This is a genomic window from Pectobacterium peruviense (assembly GCF_002847345.1).
Lineage (GTDB): Bacteria > Pseudomonadota > Gammaproteobacteria > Enterobacterales > Enterobacteriaceae > Pectobacterium > Pectobacterium peruviense.
In genome coordinates, this window is sequence record NZ_LXFV01000005.1 from 242,569 (window position 1) to 262,581 (window position 20,013).

General features: G+C 52.4%; 14 protein-coding genes. 6 read left to right on the top strand and 8 right to left on the bottom strand.

Going from position 1 to position 20,013, the window contains the following annotated elements; all coding sequences use genetic code 11:
* Nucleotides 1-165 precede the first annotated feature (165 nt).
* Together arcB and mnmL are read right to left on the bottom strand one after the other, a co-directional pair.
* Nucleotides 166-2,535, bottom strand: a complete 2,370-nt coding sequence (arcB, locus tag A0G03_RS05285) for an aerobic respiration two-component sensor histidine kinase ArcB (protein ID WP_048258378.1) — start codon at nt 2,533-2,535, stop codon at nt 166-168.
* A gap of 119 nt (nt 2,536-2,654) precedes the next feature.
* Nucleotides 2,655-3,584, bottom strand: coding sequence for a tRNA modification radical SAM protein MnmL/YtqA (mnmL, locus tag A0G03_RS05290; protein ID WP_048258377.1), 930 nt, complete (start codon nt 3,582-3,584; stop codon nt 2,655-2,657).
* A gap of 651 nt (nt 3,585-4,235) precedes the next feature.
* On the opposite strand from mnmL, the gene gltB reads away from it, so the two are divergent.
* The 3 genes from gltB (at nt 4,236) to A0G03_RS05310 (ending at nt 11,161) form a co-directional block, all read left to right on the top strand.
* Nucleotides 4,236-8,696, top strand: coding sequence for a glutamate synthase large subunit (gene gltB, locus A0G03_RS05300; protein ID WP_048258376.1), 4,461 nt, complete (start codon nt 4,236-4,238; stop codon nt 8,694-8,696).
* Between the two features lie 9 nt (nt 8,697-8,705).
* Nucleotides 8,706-10,124 carry a glutamate synthase small subunit gene (locus tag A0G03_RS05305; RefSeq protein WP_048258375.1) on the top strand — a complete coding sequence of 473 codons (1,419 nt, stop codon included), beginning with the start codon at nt 8,706-8,708 and terminating at the stop codon, nt 10,122-10,124.
* A gap of 263 nt (nt 10,125-10,387) precedes the next feature.
* Nucleotides 10,388-11,161, top strand: a complete 774-nt coding sequence (locus A0G03_RS05310; RefSeq protein ID WP_048258374.1) for a (S)-acetoin forming diacetyl reductase — start codon at nt 10,388-10,390, stop codon at nt 11,159-11,161.
* Between the two features lie 63 nt (nt 11,162-11,224).
* Here the strand turns inward: A0G03_RS05310 and sspB are convergent, their stop codons facing one another.
* The 5 genes from sspB to zapE form a co-directional block, all read right to left on the bottom strand.
* Nucleotides 11,225-11,728, bottom strand: a complete 504-nt coding sequence (gene sspB, locus A0G03_RS05315) for a ClpXP protease specificity-enhancing factor (RefSeq protein WP_048258373.1) — start codon at nt 11,726-11,728, stop codon at nt 11,225-11,227.
* 5 nt (nt 11,729-11,733) lie between these two features.
* Nucleotides 11,734-12,375 carry a stringent starvation protein SspA gene (gene sspA / locus A0G03_RS05320; RefSeq protein WP_048258372.1) on the bottom strand — a complete coding sequence of 214 codons (642 nt, stop codon included), beginning with the start codon at nt 12,373-12,375 and terminating at the stop codon, nt 11,734-11,736.
* Between the two features lie 329 nt (nt 12,376-12,704).
* The gene (rpsI, locus tag A0G03_RS05325) at nt 12,705-13,097 is read right to left on the bottom strand and encodes a 30S ribosomal protein S9 (RefSeq protein ID WP_011091939.1); all 393 of its coding nucleotides are present in this window, start codon (nt 13,095-13,097) and stop codon (nt 12,705-12,707) included.
* Between the two features lie 15 nt (nt 13,098-13,112).
* A complete protein-coding gene (gene rplM, locus A0G03_RS05330) occupies nt 13,113-13,541 on the bottom strand; it encodes a 50S ribosomal protein L13 (RefSeq protein ID WP_005975488.1) in 429 nt (142 codons plus the stop codon).
* Between the two features lie 235 nt (nt 13,542-13,776).
* The gene (gene zapE, locus A0G03_RS05335; protein ID WP_048258371.1) at nt 13,777-14,925 is read right to left on the bottom strand and encodes a cell division protein ZapE; all 1,149 of its coding nucleotides are present in this window, start codon (nt 14,923-14,925) and stop codon (nt 13,777-13,779) included.
* Between the two features lie 216 nt (nt 14,926-15,141).
* Here zapE and zapG point away from each other — a divergent pair, with 216 nt between their 5' ends.
* From zapG to degS, 3 genes are all read left to right on the top strand, one after another.
* On the top strand, nt 15,142-15,546 hold the full coding sequence (gene zapG / locus A0G03_RS05340) for a Z-ring associated protein ZapG (RefSeq protein WP_005975485.1): 405 nt from the start codon (nt 15,142-15,144) through the stop codon (nt 15,544-15,546).
* A 367-nt stretch (nt 15,547-15,913) separates the two neighbouring features.
* Nucleotides 15,914-17,284, top strand: a complete 1,371-nt coding sequence (gene degQ / locus A0G03_RS05345) for a serine endoprotease DegQ (protein WP_048258370.1) — start codon at nt 15,914-15,916, stop codon at nt 17,282-17,284.
* 214 nt (nt 17,285-17,498) lie between these two features.
* Nucleotides 17,499-18,596: an outer membrane-stress sensor serine endopeptidase DegS gene (degS, locus tag A0G03_RS05350; protein ID WP_048258369.1), complete on the top strand. Its 1,098-nt coding sequence runs from the start codon at nt 17,499-17,501 to the stop codon at nt 18,594-18,596.
* Nucleotides 18,597-18,703: 107 nt separating this feature from the next.
* Here the strand turns inward: degS and murA are convergent, their stop codons facing one another.
* Nucleotides 18,704-19,966: a UDP-N-acetylglucosamine 1-carboxyvinyltransferase gene (gene murA, locus A0G03_RS05355; RefSeq protein ID WP_048258368.1), complete on the bottom strand. Its 1,263-nt coding sequence runs from the start codon at nt 19,964-19,966 to the stop codon at nt 18,704-18,706.
* Nucleotides 19,967-20,013 lie beyond the last annotated feature (47 nt).

The window sequence follows — 20,013 nt, forward strand, 5'->3', positions numbered from 1 at the left end:
GAAAACGTGCAAAGCTCCCACATTCCCCATCCCGCTTAAATCGTAAACACCACTTAATCTGACGTCGCTCTGCATTTTTTGCATGATATCGCGTGATACAGAAAAAAATTTTCTACCCGTTTTACTCGCCACATCCTTGTGGCCGCAGTCAGCACAAAGACCGCATCAGGACTCTTTTTCTGCTTTTGCTACCCAATCACGCAGTACCTGAACGTCATGACGCCAGTCATGCTTAAGTTCATCGACCCACTCCTGCACGTTATCCCACCATGCTGGCAGCGATGACGTCTGAATCTGCTGGGCAACCTGTTGCAGGTGTCGTAACCCGACGGAACCCGCCGCGCCTTTAATTTTGTGACCTTCTTCCGTAATGCCTTTCTGGTCACGCGCCGTCATGTTGGAATCCAGAATCGCCAGATAGCCCGGCATCATCTGCTCAAACATCTCCAGACTTTGGTGAATCAGTTTTGGCCCCACCAAATCCAGATACTGTTCCAGCATCGGGATATCCAGCAGATCTTCTTTTGCTTGTGCCATTTCATCACCTTCTTCAACCATCGGCTCTTCCGCCAATACCGTGTGAGTATCCCAGTATTGCTTAATGACGGCCGTTAGCGCAGGCACCGACAGCGGTTTGCTAAGCACGTCATCCATACCCGCATCCAGATATTCACGTTTGTCCTTCAGCACATTCGCCGTCAGCGCCACCAGCGGCGGCAGGCTGCGGTTGCTATAGCGCGAACGTATCTGACGCGCCACATCTAGCCCGGTCATATCCGGCAGTTGGATATCGAGCAGCACCAGATCGAATTCATCGGGATCGAACATGTCCAGCGCTTCCTGCCCAGTCATCGCGACGTCTACGCTATTACCCAACTTCTCCAGCACCGAACGCGCAACCACCACGTTGAGTTCGATATCCTCCACCAGCAGAACGTGCAGCGCCGGTAGCGGCAAATCATCATCGTCTTCCAGACCGCTTCCCGCCTCATCGACGCTCGGCGCAATCACCGTCAGGGTGAAGCAGGAGCCCTTACCTTGTGTACTGGAAACATGAATATCTCCCCCCATGTTCTGTGCAAGACGCTTCGACACCGCCAGACCGATCCCCGATCCCGTTGCTGGCTTCCCACCGTGCTGGTCTTTGACCTGATAATACATGGCGAAGATTTTTTCCAATTCATCTGCTGGGATGCCCATCCCTGAATCTTCAACCTCGAAGCGCAGGCGATCGCCCTTTTCATGCCAGACGCGCACCACAATTTCGCCCTTTTCGCCGTTCTCACCCTTCGGTGTGAATTTCACTGCGTTACTGAGCAGGTTCCACAGAATCTGCCGCAGGCGCGTTCCGTCGGTAATCACTTTCTGCGGCAAAGGCTGGTGCTGATCCATAATCAGCTTTAAGCCTTTCGGTTCCGCCAGCAGACCACCGAGGTTCTCCAGATCCACCAGAAAGCCCGTGAAATCGATCGGCTGGTTATCCAGTTGCACCTTGCGGCGCTCCTGTTTGTCCATCTCAATCACGTCGTTAAAAATATTACCTAGCGTAATCGCGCTGACGTGGATGGTTTTCAGGTATTTTTGCTGTTCAGGGTCAAGTTGCGTATCCAGCAGGATGCGACTTAAGCCGACAATGCCATTAAGCGGCGTACGAAGCTCGTGGCTGATTGTTGAGATGAAAGTGGTCTTCTCCCTACTGGCGTTCTCTAACGCGTCCTGGTAACGCTTACGCTCCGTTATATCGCGTCCAAATCCCATCAGCCCGTGACGTTTTCCCATCCGGTCATAAAACGGCACTTTGCGCAGCTCAAAACAGGCTTTACGCCCATCGGGATAAACCAGCCACTGTTCGTAGGTCAGAGAAACGTTATGGCGGAACACTTTCTCGTCCGTCTCCATGACTTTCTCAGCAATATCGGGGGAGTAAACATCCTGCGGCGTCAGGCCGATGAGCTGCTTCTGGCTTTTGCCCACCAGCAGTTCCATCGCGCGGTTGCAGCCGGAGAATTCTTTTTCTTCGTTACGGTAATAAACCAGATCCGGCGAGGCATCGAGGAACGAGCGCAGCAACGCAGATTGCTGCTCCAGCTCAATCTGCGCCTGTTCGCGACGGGACATCTCTTCTTTAAGCCGGCTCATCACCAGCACACGGGCCTCTTCCGCTTTGATACGGTCGGCAATTTCCTGATTGAGCTGCGCGATGTTCTCCTGAAGCTGCACATTCAGCTCCAGATCCCGATGGCGCATTTCTTCCAGTTTCGCCACCAGCTTCGACAGCCGCTGACGCGACTCTTCAAGCTGTTCCACCACCACGGAGAGGAAATAAACGGCCCAGGGCGTAATCAGCAGCCCGAAGAAAATGGAGCGGACAACGTCGATATTTTCGACCTCTCCGCTGAGCAATAGCGTGACCGCCATTTGCACCACCATCGCCAGCAGCACCAATACCGAGGCCAGCAGCAGTGAAAAACGGACAAGCCCCAGTTTTACCATCAAATCAACATAGTACTGAGCCAACAGACGAATTTGCTTCATAGCGATTTCCCTTAGACACCCACCCGCGCATCATAACGTAAAATAGCGGCTTATACGGCGCTACCCCGTAGATTCACAACATGAAATATCGGCTTCTACTGCCCGTGTATTTTGACGTATTACACATCAGCATAGCGGTAGGGCATGCCGAGCGCGGAACCTTGTACGCCATGCATTTGCAGATAGCGGTCCAGTTCCACCATGCCCGTCCAGCGGTTTTCACACCAGAGCGGTGCCAGCAGGGTCGGGCGGCGGGCGCTGGCGGAAATGCGGTGATAGATAACATCCGGCGGCGTATGGCGAATCATCTCTCCTGCCGTCTCCACGTAGCGCTCCAGCGCCAGTTCGGGCAGCCTTCCGGCTCGCCAGGCTTTCGCCATCGTGCTGCCTTCCACGATATGGAGAGGGTGCAGCTTAATGCCTTCCACCCCAGTCTCGACCACCTGCTCCAGCGTCGTTAAACAGCGCTGTGCGTCTTCTCCCGGTAAACCCACAATCAGATGGCTGCACACCTTCAAGCCGCGTTCACGCGCGCGACGGGTGGTTTCCTGATAGCAGGCGAAGTCATGCCCACGATTAATACGATGCAGCGTTTTGTCACAGGCACTTTGCAACCCGAGTTCCAACCAAACCTCATAGCCTCGATCGTGATAACGAGACAGCAAATCCAGCACCGCATCGGGCACGCAGTCGGGGCGAGTCCCCACGCAAATCCCTACCATCTCGGCCTGTTTCAGCGCTTCCTGATACATGCTTTCCAGCACCTGAACCTCGGCATAGGTACTGGTATACGCCTGAAAGTAAGCCAGATAGCGCTTGGCCCGATTCACCTTTCCTGCCTGCGCTTCCAGCTGCTGCGCAATACTGCGTTGCTGCATCTGCTCATCGGCAAACGAGGCGACATTACAGAACGTACACCCGCCTCGCCCCAGCGTGCCATCACGGTTAGGACAATTAAAACCACCGTGCAGCGTCAGCTTGTGGATCTTCTCGCCATAGCGACGTTGAAGATTTCCGCCAAACATATTGATTAATTTTTGCAATTGCATATTCTAGCCTGCTCCCTTGAGGAACAGCAGACTACCTTTCTCTCGCCCCCTTCGCGATGACCGCGATCAATCACACACATCCCAATGAAATGCATTTTTATTCGCTTTTAGTGAAAATAAACTCACGTCCGTGCTAATTAATTTTTCTTATCCCGCAGGCAGGCTTAATGAAAAGATGAAGCAATACTTAAAAATAGTTTCATAAAATCTAAAAGTAGCCATATACAGCAGAATATTCTAGAACGCAGAAAGAACGTAGCATGGAGAAGGGTTCTCACGCTTTTGTATAGTGATACAGCTCACACTTCAATTAGATCCTATATTCACTTCCCGAGATAGTTTTTCTAAAAAAATCATTACGTTTCATATGTATAATTAAAAATTATCGCTTATCAGCACATTTTGCACTGGTATTTGACCTGAACAGGGTTTCTCGCTAATTTGGGAATCCGCTGGAAGCTTTCCTGACGGGTCCATGATTCGTCATATTTATGCAGTAAATGAAGACTCCCTCTAAAAACAAGTCATTTACCACTTGTGAGACCGTCACGAGAGGCCGAAGAAGAGAGCGCAATACTAGCCGCTCAACGCCACGGTGCTTTCTCGCAGTAGGTTGTGAGAGTCACACAGAGCCTGGGGAGGTTCACTAATATGTTGTACGATGCATCCCAAGAGAGAGATAACTGTGGTTTCGGATTAATCGCCCATATAGAAGGTGAGCCGAGCCATAAAGTAGTGCGTACCGCTATTCACGCACTCGCACGCATGCAGCACCGTGGCGCAATCCTTGCTGACGGCAAGACTGGCGACGGCTGCGGTTTATTACTTCAGAAGCCCGATCGTTTCTTCCGTCTGGTGGCGGAAGAGCACGGCTGGCGTTTAGCCAAAAACTACGCCGTTGGCATGATGTTTCTCAATCAGGACGAAGAGCTGGCTCGCGCCACGCGTCGGATTGTAGAAGAAGAGTTGCAGAATGAAACGCTGTCCGTACTGGGCTGGCGTGAAGTTCCGACCAACCCGGATGTGCTGGGTGAAATTGCCCTGTCATCTATGCCGCGCATTGAGCAAATTTTCGTTAACGCCCCTGCAGGCTGGCGTCAACGTGATATGGAACGCCGCCTATTCATGGCGCGTCGCCGTATCGAAAAGCGTATCGAAGACAAAGAGTTCTACGTTTGTAGCTTCTCCAATCTGGTCACGATCTATAAAGGTCTGTGCATGCCAGCGGATCTGCCACGTTTCTACCTCGATCTGGCCGATCTGCGTCTGGAATCGGCAATTTGCCTGTTCCACCAGCGCTTCTCAACCAACACCGTACCCCGCTGGCCGCTGGCACAGCCGTTCCGCTATCTGGCGCACAACGGTGAAATCAACACCATCGCGGGTAACCGCCAATGGGCACGCGCGCGTGCTTATAAATTCAAAACCCCGCTGATCCCAGATTTGCAGGATGCCGCACCATTCGTCAACGAAACCGGTTCTGACTCCAGCTCGCTGGACAACATGCTGGAACTGTTCCTGAGCGGCGGGATGGATATCATCCGCGCCATGCGCCTGCTCGTTCCGCCAGCCTGGCAGAACAACCCGGATATGGACCCTGAACTGCGCTCCTTCTTCGACTTTAACTCCATGCACATGGAGCCGTGGGATGGTCCAGCCGGTATCGTTATGTCCGACGGGCGCTATGCGGCCTGTAACCTAGATCGTAACGGCCTGCGCCCCGCGCGCTATGTCATCACCAAAGACAAGCTGATCACCTGCGCGTCCGAAGTCGGTATCTGGGATTATCAGCCGGATGAAGTGGTTGAAAAAGGCCGCGTTGGCCCTGGCGAACTGATGGTGATCGACACCCGCAGCGGTCGCATCCTGCACTCTGCCGAAACCGACAACGACCTGAAAAGCCGCCACCCTTACAAAGAGTGGATGGAGAAAAACGTTAAGCGTCTGGTGCCGTTTGAAGAGTTGCCAGACGATCAGGTCGGCAGTCGTGAATTCAACGATGAGCTGCTGGAAACCTACCAGAAACAGTACGGCTACAGCAGTGAAGAGCTGGATCAGGTCATCCGCGTACTGGGCGAAAACGGTCAGGAGGCCACTGGCTCCATGGGCGATGACACACCGTTCGCCGTGCTGTCGAGCCGTCCGCGCATCATTTATGACTACTTCCGTCAGCAGTTCGCGCAGGTCACCAACCCGCCGATCGATCCGCTGCGCGAAGCACATGTAATGTCACTGGCGACCAGCATTGGCCGTGAAATGAACGTCTTCTGTGAAGCAGAAGGTCAGGCTCACCGTCTGAGCTTTAAATCGCCCATCCTGCTTTACTCCGACTTCACACAGTTGACGTCGCAGGATGAACTGCACTATCGCGCCGACACGCTGGATCTGACGTTTGATCCGTCGCAGCAAACGCTGCAACAGACTATCGAAAAACTGTGTGACGAAGCAGAGAGCAAAGTCAGAGACGGTGCCGTTCTGCTGGTGCTGTCCGACCGTAGCATTAGCGAATCACGCTTGCCTGTCCCTGCGCCAATGGCCGTAGGTGCTGTTCAGCGCCGTTTGGTAGAAAAGAGTCTGCGCTGCGATGCTAACATCATTGTTGAAACCGCCAGCGCACGCGACCCGCACCACTTTGCCGTGCTGTTAGGCTTTGGTGCGACGGCTATCTATCCTTACCTCGCCTACGAAACGCTGGCACGGATGGTGGATAACCACACCATCGACAAACCTTATCGCGCCGTGATGCTGAACTACCGTAACGGCATCAATAAAGGCCTGTACAAAATCATGTCCAAAATGGGCATCTCGACGATTGCATCCTATCGCTGCTCTAAGCTGTTTGAAGCTGTGGGTCTGCATAAAGATGTGTCGACGCAGTGCTTCCTGGGCGTAGTCAGCCGCATCGGCGGAGCAAACTACAGCGACTTTGAACAGGATCTGCTGAACCTGTCCAAACGTGCCTGGTTGAAGCGCAAAACGCTGGAACAGGGTGGCCTGCTGAAGTTTGTTCACGGCGGCGAATATCATGCCTATAACCCGGATGTCGTCACGACGCTGCAAACTGCGGTGAAAACTGGCGAGTACAGCGATTACGAACAATACGCCAAACTGGTGAACGAGCGCCCAGCGGCAACATTACGCGACCTGCTGGCGCTAAAACCGCAAGAAGGCGCGGCCATCGCTATCGACAGCGTCGAACCGGCTTCTGAAATGTTCAAACGTTTCGATACCGCAGCGATGTCTATCGGTGCACTCAGCCCCGAAGCGCATGAATCGCTGGCAGAAGCGATGAACAGCCTAGGCGGTTTCTCCAACTCTGGTGAGGGTGGTGAAGATCCGGCGCGTTACGGCACGAATAAAGTGTCCCGTATCAAGCAGGTTGCCTCTGGTCGTTTTGGTGTGACGCCAGCCTATCTGGTCAACGCCGATGTGATTCAGATTAAAGTGGCACAGGGTGCGAAACCGGGTGAAGGCGGTCAGTTACCGGGTGATAAAGTCACGCCGTACATTGCTCGTCTGCGCTATTCCGTACCGGGTGTGACGCTGATTTCACCTCCGCCACACCACGATATTTACTCTATCGAAGACTTGGCGCAGTTGATTTTCGATCTTAAGCAGGTCAACCCGAAAGCGATGATTTCGGTAAAACTGGTATCCGAGCCGGGCGTGGGTACTATCGCCACCGGCGTTGCCAAGGCGTATGCCGACCTGATAACCATCGCCGGTTACGACGGTGGTACGGGTGCAAGCCCGCTGTCTTCAGTGAAATATGCGGGTTGCCCGTGGGAACTGGGTCTGGTTGAAACACAGCAGGCTTTGGTATCCAACGGCCTGCGTCACAAAATTCGCCTTCAAGTGGACGGCGGCCTGAAAACCGGTCTGGATATCGTCAAAGCGGCGATTCTGGGTGCTGAAAGCTTCGGCTTCGGCACTGGACCAATGGTTGCGCTGGGCTGTAAATACCTGCGTATCTGCCACCTGAATAACTGTGCAACGGGTGTTGCAACGCAGGATGAGAAACTGCGCCGCGATCACTACCACGGCCTGCCTGAGCGTGTGACCAACTACTTTCACTTCATCGCACATGAAACCCGCGTGCTGATGGCAGAACTGGGCGTCAGCCATCTGGTGGATCTGATTGGCCGCACCGACCTGCTGGTTGAGCTGGACGGTTTCAGTGCTAAACAGAACAAGCTGGATCTGTCGCCACTGCTGCACGCCGCACAGCCTCAGCCGGGCAAAGCGCTGTACTGCACTGAAAGCAATCTGTCGTTCGATAAAGGCTTGTTGAACAAAGAACTGCTGGCACAGGCACAGCCGCACATCGATGCGAAACAGGGCAAAGCGCTCTACTTCGATATCCGCAACACCGATCGTTCTGTCGGCGCGACGCTGTCTGGCGCGATTGCCGAGAAACATGGCGATCAAGGGCTCGCTGGCGATCCAATCAAAGCTTACTTCTCCGGTACCGCAGGACAAAGCTTTGGCGTCTGGAACGCAGGTGGTCTGGAGTTGAAATTAACTGGCGATGCCAACGACTACGTGGGCAAAGGCATGGCGGGCGGTAGCATCTCCGTGCGTCCTCCGGTGGGTTCGGCCTTCCGCAGTCACGAAGCCAGCATCATCGGTAACACCTGCCTCTACGGTGCCACTGGTGGCAAGCTGTTTGCCGCAGGCCGTGCAGGTGAGCGTTTCGCCGTGCGTAACTCCGGCTGTATCACCGTGGTAGAAGGCATCGGCGATAACGGTTGTGAATACATGACGGGTGGTATCGTCTGCGTGTTGGGTCGTACCGGCGTGAACTTTGGCGCAGGCATGACCGGCGGGTTCGCCTACGTGCTGGATGAAGACGGTGAATTCCGCAAACGCGTTAACCCAGAGCTGGTAGAAGTGCTGGATGTGGAAGAGCTGGCTATTCATGAAGAGCATCTGCGTGGCCTGATCACCGAGCATGTACAGAATACCGGTTCACACCGCGGAGAAGAGATCCTCGCTAACTGGCCGACCTGGGCACCGAAATTTGCTCTGGTGAAACCGAAGTCAAGTGATGTGAAGGCATTGTTGGGTCACCGTAGTCGTTCCGCAGCCGAGCTGCGGGTTCAGGCGCAGTAAGAGGTCATCATGAGTCAGAATGTTTACCAGTTTATCGACTTACAGCGCGTTGATCCGCCCAAGAAACCGCTGAAGATTCGTAAAATTGAATTTGTTGAGATCTACGAGCCGTTCTCAGAAAGCCAGTCCAAAGCACAGGCAGATCGCTGCCTGTCATGCGGAAACCCTTACTGTGAATGGAAATGTCCAGTACATAACTACATCCCGAATTGGCTGAAACTGGCGAACGAAGGCCGCATTATCGAAGCGGCTGAGCTATCGCACCAGACTAACAGCCTGCCGGAAGTTTGCGGCCGCGTATGCCCGCAGGACCGTCTGTGTGAAGGGTCTTGTACGCTGAATGATGAGTTCGGCGCGGTCACCATCGGCAACATCGAACGTTATATCAATGATAAAGCGATCGAGATGGGCTGGAAACCGAGCGTTGCCAACGTCAAACCGACAGGCAAACGCGTCGCTATCATCGGCGCTGGCCCTGCTGGGCTGGCCTGTGCCGATGTGCTGGCACGCAGTGGCGTACAGGCCGTGGTTTTCGATCGTCATCCTGAGATCGGTGGCCTGCTGACCTTCGGCATCCCCTCTTTCAAGCTGGAAAAAGAGGTGATGGTGAAACGCCGTGAAATCTTCACCGAGATGGGGATCGAATTCCGTCTGAATATCGAAGTCGGCAAAGACGTACAAATGAACGCGCTGCTGGACGAGTACGATGCGGTATTCCTCGGTGTCGGCACTTATCAGTCTATGCGTGGCGGATTGGACAATGAAGATGCTCAGGGCGTTTATGATGCTCTGCCGTTCCTGATCGCCAATACCAAGCAGTTGATGGGCTTTGAAGCCGCAGCAGACGAGCCTTACATCAGCATGCAAGGGAAACGCGTTGTGGTGCTGGGCGGTGGTGACACCGCGATGGACTGCGTGCGCACTTCAATTCGTCAGGGCGCAACGCACGTTACCTGTGCCTATCGCCGTGATGAAGAGAACATGCCGGGCTCCAAGCGCGAAGTGAAAAACGCGCGTGAAGAAGGCGTCGAGTTCAAATTCAACCTGCAACCGTTGAGCGTCGAGGTCAATGGCGCTGGCAAAGTGTGCGGTGTGAAAATGGCCCGTACCGCGCTGGGTGTACCTGATGCCAACGGGCGTCGCCGTCCTGAAATCGTAGAGGGTTCCGAGCACGTACTGGAAGCCGATGCGGTCATTATGGCGTTCGGCTTCCGTCCGCACAAAATGGCGTGGCTGGAAGAACATGACGTCAAACTGGACGATCAAGGGCGCATTGTTGCACCAGAAAGTTGTGACAACGCTTTCCAGACCAGCAACCCGAAAATTTTTGCGGGTGGCGACGCAGTACGCGGTTCCGATCTGGTGGTTACCGCCATCGCAGAAGGTCGTAAAGCCGCTGATGGCATCATGAACTATCTGGAAGTGTAGAAACGCACCACGTCTCTTGAGGGCAGCGCTAGCTGCCCTTTTCTTTTTCCAACTTTAACCTTAAGCGTCTGTTAGCAACCGACAATAACCACGCTATTTTTTTCTTTAGAATTTCACACCAGATGAGCTAATAAACTCTTCATCTTTCCACTTCGCTTTAAAGAACTTTTCGTAATAAATCCTGCAATATCACGCGAAAGGCCTACACTTACCTCCGGCATTTACTTGTCTTTATTGAGATTGGATTTCATTAAGGAGGAAATATGACAGTCGAAGTGGCTCTTGTAACAGGAGGCGGTCAAGGTATTGGCCGTGCTATTGCTCTCAGACTGGCGGCAGACGGTTTTGCCGTCGCCATCGTGGACTATAACCAAGAAACAGCGCGCAGCGTGGCACAGGAAATCGAAAAATCCGGTGGGCAGGCCATCGCACTACAGGCAGACGTCGCGGATCGTGAAGCGGTTTTCGCCGCCGTCGCAGAAACTAAAAAGCGCTTTGGTGACTTTAACGTCATCGTCAATAACGCCGGTGTTGCTCCCTCAACCCTGATTGAAGATATCACGCCAGAAGTTGTCGATCGCGTTTATAACATCAACGTCAAAGGCGTTATCTGGGGCATTCAGGCGGCACTCGATGCCTTCAAATCTCTCGGTCATGGCGGCAAGATCATCAATGCTTGCTCACAGGCTGGACATGTCGGCAACCCCGAACTCGCCGTCTACAGCTCAAGTAAATTCGCGGTTCGTGGCTTAACGCAAACTGCCGCACGCGATTTAGCGCCGCTGGGTATCACGGTCAATGGTTACTGTCCGGGTATCGTAAAAACGCCAATGTGGGATGAAATCGATCGGAAGATCTCTGAGTCCGCAGGAAAACCGCGTGGCTATGCGACGGAAGAATTCGCCAAACGCATCACACTGGGCCGTCTATCCGAACCAGAAGATGTCGCCGCCTGTGTCTCCTATCTGGCCAGCCATGACTCAGACTATATGACAGGACAGTCGCTATTGATTGATGGCGGAATGGTGTTCAATTAACGGCATATTTTGCTAACGATACGAAATAAGAAAGGGCACCGCAGTGGTGCCCTTAGGAACGGATTATTTTACGACCCGTAGAGAGGGTCTGCCACCTTTAGGCGGCTGTGGTGGTTCATCATCAGAACCGGAACCATCGTCAGGTGCTTCAGAATCAGGTGAGCTATCGACAATCGACATGATCGTCCCTGAAGAGGGCGCGCCTTCCTGAAAGTCTTCATATTCACCTGCACCTTCGTAAGCAGGTTCGGACTCAAACATCGTTCCAGCCCCATTCTCACGAGCGTAGATCGCCATTACGGCCGCCATCGGCACATGAACCTGGCGCGGTACGCCGCCAAAACGGGCATTGAAACGAACGCTGTCATCAGCTAACTCAAGGCCACCAACAGCGCGCGGTGCGATATTCAGCACAATCTGGCCGTCACGGGCGAACTCCATTGGCACCATAACATCCGGCAGGGTCACATCGACCACCAGATGAGGCGTTAATTGGTTATCCAACAACCAATCATAAAAAGCCCGTAATAAATACGGACGACGCGGAGACAGTTGAGACAACGCCATACAATTTAACCTCGGGTTTGCAAACGCATTTCACGTTCTACTTCCGTCAGGGAAGCCAGGAACGCATCACGCTCAAAGACGCGTGTCATATAGCCTTTCAGTTCTTTCGCGCCCGAACCACTCAGTTCAATGCCTAACTGCGGCAGACGCCACAGCAGCGGAGCCAGATAGCAATCCACCAGGCTGAACTCTTCACTCATGAAATAAGGCGCTTCATTAAACACTGGGGCAATGGCCAGCAGTTCTTCACGCAGTTGCTTACGCGCTGCGTCCGCTTCCTGAGCGTTGCCATGCGTAATTTTCTTCAGCAAAGAATACCAGTCGCTCTCAATGCGATGCATCATCAGGCGGCTGTTACCACGTGCAACCGGATAGACTGGCATTAACGGCGGATGAGGGAAACGTTCATCCAGATACTCCATGATAATACGTGATTCATAGAGCGTCAGTTCGCGATCGACCAGCGTCGGCACAGAACCATAAGGATTGAGGTCAATAAGATCCTGAGGCAGATTATCCATGTCAACCTGCTCAATCTCGACACTCACACCTTTTTCCGCCAATACAATGCGGACCTGATGGCTAAAAATGTCGGACTGACCAGAAAACAGCGTCATTACCGAACGTTTGTTGGCAGCGACAGCCATGAAAACCTCCAAGTTTATTGAGAATAATATGGCGAATAACTACGCAGTGAATAACCTGCAAACCGCTATTCGAAATTCTGCTCGCCAATGTGTAAACGTCACCTGATAAAATCCATCGTTTTAAACGACTACGCGATAGCTGGCACACAGGCATAAAATCGGCTAATAGCTTATCAGATTTTGTTCGTTTTGTGGGGGCATAAGCGCAATTTCATCGCTAACATACGGAAAGTAAAGCGTATATTTCGAGGAAATTATTTTTAGACATAAAAAACCCGGTGACCAGCACCGGGTTTTTTGCATTGATTTCGCTACAATGCAGCCAGAAATTAACGCTTGGAGAACTGAGGACGACGACGTGCTTTACGCAGACCGACTTTCTTACGTTCAACCTGACGAGCATCACGAGTAACGAAACCAGCTTTACGCAGTTCGCCACGCAGGGACTCATCATACTCCATCAGAGCGCGGGTGATACCGTGACGGATCGCACCAGCCTGACCAGAGATACCACCACCTTTAACGGTGATGTACAAATCAAATTTACCAACCATGTCGACCAGTTCAAGCGGCTGACGAACTACCATGCGGGCAGTTTCGCGACCGAAGTACTGTTCCAGACTACGCTGGTTGATAACGATGTTACCGCTGCCCGGTTTGATGAACACGCGAGCGGCGGAGCTTTTGCGGCGACCAGTGCCGTAGTATTGATTTTCAGCCATTGCCTATAATCCCGATTAAATGTCCAGAACTTGCGGTTGCTGTGCCGCGTGATTGTGCTCGGTGCCCGCGTAAACTTTCAGTTTACGGAACATAGCACGACCCAACGGGCCCTTCGGCAGCATGCCTTTAACCGCGATTTCAATCACACGCTCAGGACGGCGGGCAATCATCTCTTCAAAGGTCGCTTGTTTAATACCACCGATGTGACCGGTGTGATGATAATAAATCTTGTCAGTACGCTTGTTGCCAGTTACAGCAACTTTGTCAGCGTTCAGAACGATGATGTAATCACCCGTATCAACGTGCGGGGTGTATTCCGCTTTATGCTTGCCGCGCAGACGACGAGCCAGTTCAGTAGCGAGACGGCCTAAAGTTTTACCGTTCGCATCAACAACGTACCAGTCACGTTTTACGGTCTCTGGTTTAGCTGTAAAAGTTTTCATTAAAAGCTTACCCAATAATTAGTTACACGTTGGTGAACACCCTAACGCTCGAAAACAGTTGAGGCTCACACGACCATCAAGTCCAGCAAACCTACCCCTTCGAATAGCCATTGCCGGCACTATAAAGTTTTTGGGAAAAAAACTTTGTTGTAACGTGGGGTCGCAAGATTATAGAGAAGTCATTCTCAAAAATCGACCTTTTTTCACACGCAAATGACGAAAACTGCAGCCTGCGTTATGCCAGATGTGGCTGTCGTAGGTACTCTTCGCTTTGCATTTCCTGTAAACGAGATAAACAGCGCTGATATTCAAATTTCAAGTGCTCTCCCTGGTAGATATCAAACATCGATGCCTGTGCAGAAATAATCAATTTGATACGACGATCGTAGCACTCATCTACCAGCGCCAGAAAACGGCGAGCGGTGTTCTCTTCTTTCGTGTCCATTACCGTCACATTGTGCAACAGCATCGTGTGGTAGAGCCGCGACAGCGCAATGTAATCATTCTGGCTGCGCGCTTCTGTACACAGCGTGTGGAAATCGACAGCCAGCACGCCGTCGCTCACGCCGAGTGTCGTTAACGGACGATGATTGACCTCCAGCACCGGTCCCGGCGTCTGCCATTTTTTCCCCGTCAGGCGAGTGAACATCTGCTGCATCGCAGCACTCGTTTCTTCATTCAGCGGCGAAAGATAAAGGTGCGCCTGTGTCAGCGTACGCAGACGATAATCGATACCGGCATCGACATTGCGCACTTCACAATGCTGTTTAATTAGCTCAATGGCGGGTAGAAAGCGTGCGCGTTGTAATCCATTGCGATAGAGATCGTCCGGCGGAATATTCGACGTCGCTACCAGCGCAATACCACGGGCAAACAGCGCACGCAGCAATTCAGCCAGCAGCATCGCATCGGTAATGTCAGAGACAAAAAACTCATCGAAACACAGTACATCGGTTTCGGCTTTGAAGCCGTCGGCCACTTTCTCCAGCGGATTTTCTTGCCCCTGAAACTGATTCAGCTCTTCATGTACACGCAGCATAAAGCGATGAAAATGCAGACGCATCTTACGTTCGGCAGGCAGGCTATGAAAAAACATATCCATCAGCCAGGTTTTACCACGCCCGACGCCGCCCCACATATACAGCCCTTGAACCGGCGCTGATTCGCGTTTATCACGTAATCCCAGCCAACTACGCCATTTCCCCCGGCCAGACGCTTCCGCATCACCATCCGCAGCACGTTCGCATAGCGCCTGATGTATGGCTTCCAGACGCACAACGGTTTGCCGCTGCACCTCGTCCGGTTGATATTCGCCGGCGGAAAGTGCCTGTTGGTAAAGCGCCAAGGGTGTTGTTTGCTGCCGTGTTGCCTGTGGAGTAGCCATCGCAATCCCTGAGAAAAAAGTTAGTCGTGTTTTGCTGTGTGTTGCCGTCGATTTAAGCCGTAATCGTCGCAGTTAACAACCTTGATGTCTGCGGTGAATCAACATTCCCTTCAGTCATCGAGCATCAGGATTCCACTCAGGCAAGGTTAACGGTTATAGTGACTATTATTAAGTGAAAAATCCCTACGGGACAACGACGTCAAAATAGGAGCGATTATGACTTGGGAGTATGCGCTGATAGGTTTAGTTGTCGGTATTATTATTGGTGCTGTAGCCATGCGCTTTGGTAACCGTAAGCTGCGGCAACAGCAGGTATTGCAAAATGAGCTGGAGAAAAGCAAAACCGAACTGGAAGACTATCGTCAGGAATTGGTCGGACACTTCGCCCGCAGTGCGGAGTTGTTGGATAACATGGCGGATGACTATCGTCAGCTTTATCAGCACATGGCGAAAAGCTCCAATAACCTGTTACCTAACGTTCCCGGCCAGGATAATCCATTTAAATACCGTCTGACCGAGTCAGAAGCGGATAATGATCAGGCACCGGTGAACATGCCACCACGCGATTATTCCGATGGTGCGTCAGGTTTGCTGCGGGGCGAGCGCCCGATCCGTAAATAATATCAACTAATTATACCCTAAATAATTCGAGTTGCATGAAGGCGGCAAGAGAGGGAATCCCGATGAGCTTACCCAAGTAAGTGATTCGGGTGAGTAAACGCAGCCAACATACATGCAGCTTGAAGTATGACGGGTATAACGTGAGGCTTTCTGGCCTCACGCTTTCCCTCCCTTGTTCTACGCTTATTAAGACGCACACCGCAGGCTGTCATCACCCGATCACGCGCCATAAAAAGCGATAGTTACAATCTGCTGACGAAACAGCAGTGAACTTTACACATTGATCGCCAGTCTGACTCTTCACCGTGTCTTTAAGTTTATATATCATCGTTTTATTCATCCGCAGGCCGTGAGAGAGTTAATAACAATGAAAAAAACGTCATTATTATTTAGTGCACTGGCAATGAGTATAGGTTTGACCCTGTCCACGCTTCCCGTAGCGAATGCTGCGCTGCCTGCCGTGGTTCAAGGGCAACAAACGCCAAGCCTGGCCCCGATGCTGGAAAAAGTCTTGCCAGCCGTCGTCAGCGTGCATGTTGAAGGTACACAGGTACAGCGTCAGCGCGTACCGGAAGAGTTCAAGTTCTTCTTTGGCCCGAACTTCCCGACGGACAAACAAAATTCTCGTCCGTTTGAAGGGCTGGGTTCTGGCGTGATTATTGATGCAGCAAAAGGTTATGTGCTCACCAACAATCACGTTATTAATAACGCCGACAAAATCCGCGTCCAACTTAATGACGGGCGTGAATATGATGCGAAGCTGATTGGTCGCGACGAGCAGACCGATATTGCTCTGCTACAGTTGAACGACGCCAAAAATCTGGTCGCCGTGAAAATGGCGGATTCCGATCAGTTGCGCGTCGGTGACTTTGCCGTTGCCGTGGGTAACCCATTCGGCCTCGGTCAAACTGCAACATCCGGCATTATCTCCGCACTGGGTCGTAGCGGCCTGAATCTTGAAGGGCTGGAAAACTTCATCCAGACCGATGCTTCTATCAACCGCGGTAACTCCGGCGGTGCGCTGGTTAACCTTAACGGCGAACTGATCGGTATCAATACCGCGATTCTGGCTCCAGGCGGCGGAAACATCGGTATCGGTTTCGCCATCCCTAGCAACATGGCTCAGAATCTGTCGCAGCAATTGGTTGAATTTGGCGAGGTAAAACGCGGACTGCTCGGTATTAAAGGCAGCGAGATGACGTCTGAGATGGCGAAAGCCTTCAACGTCGACGCACAGCGTGGCGCTTTCGTCAGCGAAGTCTTACCGAAATCTGCTGCGTCTAAAGCGGGTATCAAAGCGGGTGACGTGTTGACTACGCTGGATGGTAAACCGATCAGTAGCTTTGCAGAACTGCGAGCCAAAGTCGGCACCACCGCGCCGGGCAAGACCGTGAAAATCGGCCTGCTGCGCGATGGTAAACCGCAGGAAGTTTCCGTCGTGTTGGATAACAGCACTTCGGAATCAACCAGCGCCGAAACACTTTCACCGTCATTGCAGGGTGCATCGCTGACCAATGGCCAATTGAAAGACGGCAGCAAAGGCGTGCAGATTGATAACGTTGCTAAGAACACACCTGCAGCGCAGGTTGGTCTGCAAAAAGGCGATATCATCATCGGCGTAAACCGCGAGCGTATTGAAAACATCACACAACTGCGCAAACTGCTGGAAGCGAAACCTTCCGTTCTGGCACTGAATATCGTCCGGGGCGAAGAAACGATCTATCTGCTGCTACGTTAATCGCTTGTCGTTTTTTACGACAGCCTAACCAGCCAGAAAATCGCTGATGTTAAAAAATTTCCGGGAGAAATTTTTAACGTTGTATCAGCAACGGCCCGTAAGGGGGGCGGCCAGGGATGGCACGCCATAAAAAATCGGACACCGAGCCATGCGGTGTCCGAACTTCTCGTGATATCCTCCCCTTATCTCCCTTTTTCCACAGTAAATCGCAGCCATGCTTGCTAAGTTATTACGTTCAGCGCTATTTGGTGCCCTCGTTGCCGGTATTATTCTGGCCGTACTCCCATTCATCGGGTCTGGCACGTCATTTCTGAAAAACAATGACAGAAATACTGATGGCTCGCCCGTAAGCTACCATCAGGGCGTCAACCGTGCGGCTCCTGCTGTGGTTAATATTTATAATCGGGTTTCCAATGCGGAAAAACCCAATGAAGTCGCTATTCACCCTCTGGGCTCTGGCGTCATCATGAACGATAAAGGGTATATTTTAACCAATAAGCATGTGATTAATAACGTGCAGCAGATCCAGATAGAGCTATCAGATGGCAGGCTGTACGAAGCCCGCGTCATCGGCTCTGATTCCCTAACCGATCTAGCTGTGCTGCAAATTGATGGCGTCAATCTGCCCGTTATTCCCATGAATCCAGACCGTCTCCCGCACGTCGGCGATGTCGTGATGGCGATCGGCAACCCGTATAATTTGGGGCAAACCGTCACGCAGGGCGTCATCAGCGCCACTGGCCGCGTCAGCCTCAGCGCTTACGGCCAACAAAGAAGCCAGGTAGGACGCCAAAATCTGCTGCAAACCGATGCGTCAATTAACCACGGGAACTCCGGCGGTGCGCTGGTCAATACGCTCGGTGAACTCGTTGGTATTAATACCCTTTCTTTTGATAAGAGCAGCAATGGCGAAACGCCGGAAGGTATTAGCTTCGCCATCCCCGTGGCGCTAGCCACCAAGGTGATGGGCAAGCTGATTCGCGATGGTCGCGTGGTGCGCGGCTATATTGGCGTCAACGGTGTACAGCTCGAAAAAATTGAGAACAGTACGTTAACCAACAATCCTGATGTACAGGGTAGATTAAGCGGTATTCTGGTTCAGACTATCGATCCTGGCGGCCCTGCGGATAAAGCCGGGATCCACATCGAAGATGTCATTCTAAGCGTAAACAATAAGCCCGCACGCTCGATTATTGAAACCATGGAACAGGTGTCGGAAATACGCCCCGGTACCGTCATCCCCGTCACGGTTGAGCGTGATAAAAAGCAATTCACATTACAAATGACAATTCAGGAATTCCCGACCCAATAGCGGCATGCAAAGTCGGTTGATAAAAGTGACGTCGACAGACAAACAAGAAACCGGGCGGGAACCCACCCGGCTAACAAACATAATATGAAGAGAAACAGGCGAAGCGCTTACTCGTGTTCTTTAACGCGCTCGATGTTCGCGCCTAACGCGCGCAGCTTATCTTCGATACGGTCATAGCCACGATCGATATGATAAATACGATCTACCGTCGTCACACCTTCCGCGATACAACCGGCTAATACCAGACTGGCTGACGCACGTAAGTCGGTCGCCATGACCTGCGCACCCGACAGCTTATCAACGCCGTGGCAAATCACCGTATTGCTCTCAATCTCCGCCTGTGCGCCCATACGGATAAGTTCAGGCACATGCATGAAGCGGTTTTCGAAGATGGTTTCGGTAATCACACCCGTCCCTTCTGCGACCAGATTCAACAGGCTGAACTGCGCCTGCATATCGGTCGGGAATCCAGGATGCGGCGACGTGCGAACGGTAACCGCTTTCGGACGCTTACCGTGCATATCCAGGCTAATCCAATCTTCGCCAACTTCGATATCCGCGCCCGCTTCGCGCAGCTTAGCCAATACCGCATCCAGCGTATCAGGACGGGTATTGCGGCAGGTAATCTGACCGCGTGATACCGCAGCCGCAACTAGGAATGTCCCGGTTTCAATACGGTCAGGAACAACGCGATACACACCGCCGCCCAGACGCGCGACGCCTTCAATAGTGATTTTATCGCTGCCTGCACCGCTGATTTTCGCACCCAGCGTATTCAGGAAGTTTGCCGTATCGACAATCTCCGGTTCACGTGCAGCGTTCTCAATAATTGTGGTGCCTTCCGCCAGCGTTGCCGCACTCATGATGGTTACCGTGGCACCCACGCTAACCTTATCCATCACGATATGCGCACCTTTCAGGCGCCCATCAACCGTTGCTTTTACATAGCCTTCTTCTAGTACGATCTGCGCACCGAGCTGCTCAAGGCCGTAAATATGCAAATCTACCGGACGCGCACCAATCGCACAGCCGCCGGGCAGCGATACCTGACCCTGACCAAAACGCGCCACCAGCGGCCCTAAAGCCCAGATGGAAGCACGCATGGTTTTCACCAGATCGTACGGCGCGCAAAACACGTTTACATCGCTGGCATCCACATGGACAGAACCGTTACGCTCAACGCGCGCACCCAACTGACCAAGCAGCTTCATGGTGGTATCAATATCGCGCAGTTTCGGTACGTTCTGAATCTCTACCGGCTCTTCTGCAAGTAACGCAGCGAACAGGATTGGCAACGCAGCATTCTTGGCGCCGGAAATGGTCACTTCCCCCGCTAAACGGGTTGGGCCCTGAACACGAAATTTATCCATAGTCTTTGTATCTCGATGTCTTAATTCAATATTTCGTCACACTGATA

Excerpts from the sequence above, each read along its gene's own strand:
- arcB (WP_048258378.1), bottom strand. The coding sequence starts at position 2,535 with ATGAAGCAAATTCGTCTGTTGGCTCAGTACTATGTTGATTTGATGGTA.
- mnmL (WP_048258377.1), bottom strand. The coding sequence starts at position 3,584 with ATGCAATTGCAAAAATTAATCAATATGTTTGGCGGAAATCTTCAACGT.
- gltB (WP_048258376.1), top strand. The coding sequence starts at position 4,236 with ATGTTGTACGATGCATCCCAAGAGAGAGATAACTGTGGTTTCGGATTA.
- A0G03_RS05305 (WP_048258375.1), top strand. The coding sequence starts at position 8,706 with ATGAGTCAGAATGTTTACCAGTTTATCGACTTACAGCGCGTTGATCCG.
- A0G03_RS05310 (WP_048258374.1), top strand. The coding sequence starts at position 10,388 with ATGACAGTCGAAGTGGCTCTTGTAACAGGAGGCGGTCAAGGTATTGGC.
- sspB (WP_048258373.1), bottom strand. The coding sequence starts at position 11,728 with ATGGCGTTGTCTCAACTGTCTCCGCGTCGTCCGTATTTATTACGGGCT.
- sspA (WP_048258372.1), bottom strand. The coding sequence starts at position 12,375 with ATGGCTGTCGCTGCCAACAAACGTTCGGTAATGACGCTGTTTTCTGGT.
- rpsI (WP_011091939.1), bottom strand. The coding sequence starts at position 13,097 with ATGGCTGAAAATCAATACTACGGCACTGGTCGCCGCAAAAGCTCCGCC.
- rplM (WP_005975488.1), bottom strand. The coding sequence starts at position 13,541 with ATGAAAACTTTTACAGCTAAACCAGAGACCGTAAAACGTGACTGGTAC.
- zapE (WP_048258371.1), bottom strand. The coding sequence starts at position 14,925 with ATGGCTACTCCACAGGCAACACGGCAGCAAACAACACCCTTGGCGCTT.
- zapG (WP_005975485.1), top strand. The coding sequence starts at position 15,142 with ATGACTTGGGAGTATGCGCTGATAGGTTTAGTTGTCGGTATTATTATT.
- degQ (WP_048258370.1), top strand. The coding sequence starts at position 15,914 with ATGAAAAAAACGTCATTATTATTTAGTGCACTGGCAATGAGTATAGGT.
- degS (WP_048258369.1), top strand. The coding sequence starts at position 17,499 with ATGCTTGCTAAGTTATTACGTTCAGCGCTATTTGGTGCCCTCGTTGCC.
- murA (WP_048258368.1), bottom strand. The coding sequence starts at position 19,966 with ATGGATAAATTTCGTGTTCAGGGCCCAACCCGTTTAGCGGGGGAAGTG.